This window comes from Mycobacteriales bacterium (assembly GCA_036497565.1).
GTDB lineage: Bacteria > Actinomycetota > Actinomycetes > Mycobacteriales > QHCD01 > DASXJE01.
Map to the genome: position 1 here is coordinate 1 of DASXJE010000282.1, position 2,739 is coordinate 2,739.

Sequence of the window (2,739 nt, forward strand, 5' to 3'; positions counted from 1 at the left end):
TCCGGACGACTGCCGGCGGCGCGGGTCGCCGAGGCCGCCCGCCGGGTCGACGCGTTGTGCGGCTGGACCGATCCGACACCCGCCGGGCCGGCCGACCGCGCGGTCGGTCTGGAGGCCGCCCGCCGCGCCCTGCGGGTGGACACCGACCTGCCGGTGCGCAGGCCGCTCTACGTCATCGACGCCGGCGTGCGGGTGCGGCCCGGGATCGGGGTCACCTCGCCCGGGCTCCTCGACGTGCTGACCGCGATCGAGCCGACGGTGTCCGGCGTACGCGTGACCGAACCCCCGTCCGATCTCGACGCCGTGATTGCGTCGGCCGACAGGGCGACACCGATCGTCGCGGTCCGCGACGCGCACCGTCGGCCGTGGCAGGCCGATCTGGTGCGCCGGGTGGTCGACGCCCGGCCCGACTGCGTCGTCGTCGGGACCGGCACCGCCGCCGATGCCGATCTCGCGCCAGGGCGCTACGTCGGCGCGCTCGGCTGTGGCCAGGTCAACCTGCGGGCCGTGGCCGAACGTCTGTTCGGGACGCCTGCCGGTCACGCTCGGTAAGCGCCTTCCAAGTCGCGGACTCGCCGGTCCGGTACTAACGTCTGCGCGGCGTCGGCACCGGCGTCGAGCTGGAAGGAGCACTTCGTGGCCGCGGAACCACTCACCTCCGATCAGCGCAACAGCTTCCTGGCGGCACTGCTGGGGTGGTCGATGGACGCCTTCGACTACTTCATCGTGGTGCTGGTCTACGCCGAGATCGCCGAGGATTTCCACGTATCGCTGACCAAGATGGCGTTCATCACCACGATCACGCTGATCATGCGGCCGGTCGGCGCGCTGATCTTCGGGATGTGGGCCGACCGTGCGGGTCGTCGTATCCCCTTGATCGTCGATGTGTGCTTCTACTCGGTGGTCGGATTCGCCTGTGCATTCGCACCGAACTACTCGGTGCTGCTCGTGCTCCGGCTGCTCTACGGCATCGGGATGGGCGGCGAGTGGGGCCTCGGCGCCGCATTGGCGATGGAGAAGATCCCGGTGGCGCGCCGCGGTTTCTTCTCAGGCGTCCTGCAGCAGGGCTACTCGATCGGCTACATGGCTGCGGCGCTGCTCTACCTATTGCTGAACGGCGTTTTCGGTCTGTCGTGGCGGTGGCTGTTCGCCTTCAGCATCGTGCCGGCGCTGATCAGCCTCATCGTCCGGTCGCGGGTCCGCGAATCCGAGGTGTGGGAGACCGCGCGGCAACGCACCGAGATCACCCGGACATCGGTGGCCCAGGTGTTCCTCGACGCGAAGATCCTCCGCCGGTTCGGCTACCTGGTGCTGCTGATGACCGCGTTCAACTGGATGAGCCACGGCACGCAGGACATCTACCCGACCTTCCTCAAGGAGGGGATCCACCTCTCGCCGACCACCGCGACGTGGATCGCCGTGATCTACAACATCGGCGCGATGATCGGCGGCACCGTGGTCGGCACGCTGTCCGAGCGCATCGGACGGCGCCGCGCGATCATCTACTTCGCGCTGCTCGCCCTGCCGATCGTGCCGTTGTTCGCGCTCTCCACGTCGGCCGGCATGCTCGCGCTCGGCGCATTCCTCATGCAGGTATGTGTGCAGGGTGCATGGGGTGTCATCCCGGCGCATCTCTCCGAACGCAGCCCGGACGAGATCCGCGGCTTCTACCCCGGCGTGACCTACCAGCTCGGAAACTGCCTGGCGGCCTTCAACCTCCCGATCCAGCAGGCGCTGGCCAAGTCGCACGGCTACCCGTTCGCGTTGGCGGCCACGGTTATCCCGGGGCTGATCGCGGTCGCCGTACTGACGGCGATCGGGAAGGAGTCGCGAGGCATCCGGTTCGGCACCAAGGACAGTGCCGGCGTCCGGGTCGCGAGCGGCTAGTCAGATGTGGACGGAGGACATGTCGGGGTAGCGATCACCCGCGGTCGACCCGGACGGTGCGGCCTCGTCCAGTCCTCGGAGCTCTTCGGGGGAGAGGTCGATGTCGACGGCCGCGGCGTTTTCCTCGAGGTAGCGGACCCGCTTCGTGCCGGGGATCGGCACGATGTCGCCGCCCTGGTGCAGCACCCAGGCCAGCGCCAGCTGAGACGGGGTGACGCCCTTCACCTCGGCGATCTCGCGGACCCGGTCGACGAGTTGCAGGTTCTTGACGAAGTTCTCGCCCTGGAAACGCGGGTTGTGCCGGCGGAAGTCGTCCTCGGCCAGGTCGTCGATGCTGCGGATCTCACCGGACAGGAAGCCGCGTCCGAGTGGGGAGTAGGCGACGAAGCCGATGCCCAGCTCGCGGACGGTCGCGAGGACGCCGTCGTCCTCGGGATCACGGGTCCACAGCGAGTACTCCGTCTGCACCGCGGCCAGCGGGTGCACGGCGTGTGCCCTCCGGATCGTCGCCGGCGCGGCCTCGGAGATGCCGAGATGGCGCACCTTGCCCGCCTCGACGAGCTCGGCCAGCGCGCCCCAGGTGTCCTCGATGGGCGTCTTCGGGTCGACCCGGTGCTGGTAGTAGAGGTCGATGTGGTCGACGCCGAGTCGCTGCAGGCTCGCGTCGGCCGCCCTGCGGACGTAGTCCGGCCGACCGTTGACGCCGATCCTCGCCCCGTCCGGGCTGCGCTCGTTGCCGAACTTCGTGGCCAGCACCACCTCGTCCCGACGGCCGGCGATGGCCCGCCCGACGAGCTGCTCGTTGGTGAACGGCCCGTACATGTCCGCGGTGTCGAGGAACGTGACGCCGAG

The 2,739-nt window shown here is 69.3% G+C and carries 3 protein-coding genes; 2 read left to right on the forward strand and 1 reads right to left on the reverse strand.

Annotation, left to right across the window (positions count from 1 at the left end):
- Together VGH85_21965 and VGH85_21970 are read left to right on the forward strand one after the other, a co-directional pair.
- The coding region (locus tag VGH85_21965) for a hypothetical protein (protein HEY2176485.1) at positions 1-552 on the forward strand (552 nt) is incomplete at its 5' end.
- 150 nt (positions 553-702) lie between these two features.
- On the forward strand, positions 703-1,887 hold the full coding sequence (locus VGH85_21970) for an MFS transporter (protein ID HEY2176486.1): 1,185 nt from the start codon (positions 703-705) through the stop codon (positions 1,885-1,887).
- On the opposite strand, the gene VGH85_21975 is transcribed toward VGH85_21970, so the two are convergent.
- A partial coding sequence (locus VGH85_21975) for an aldo/keto reductase (protein ID HEY2176487.1) occupies positions 1,888-2,739 on the reverse strand: 852 nt, incomplete at its 5' end.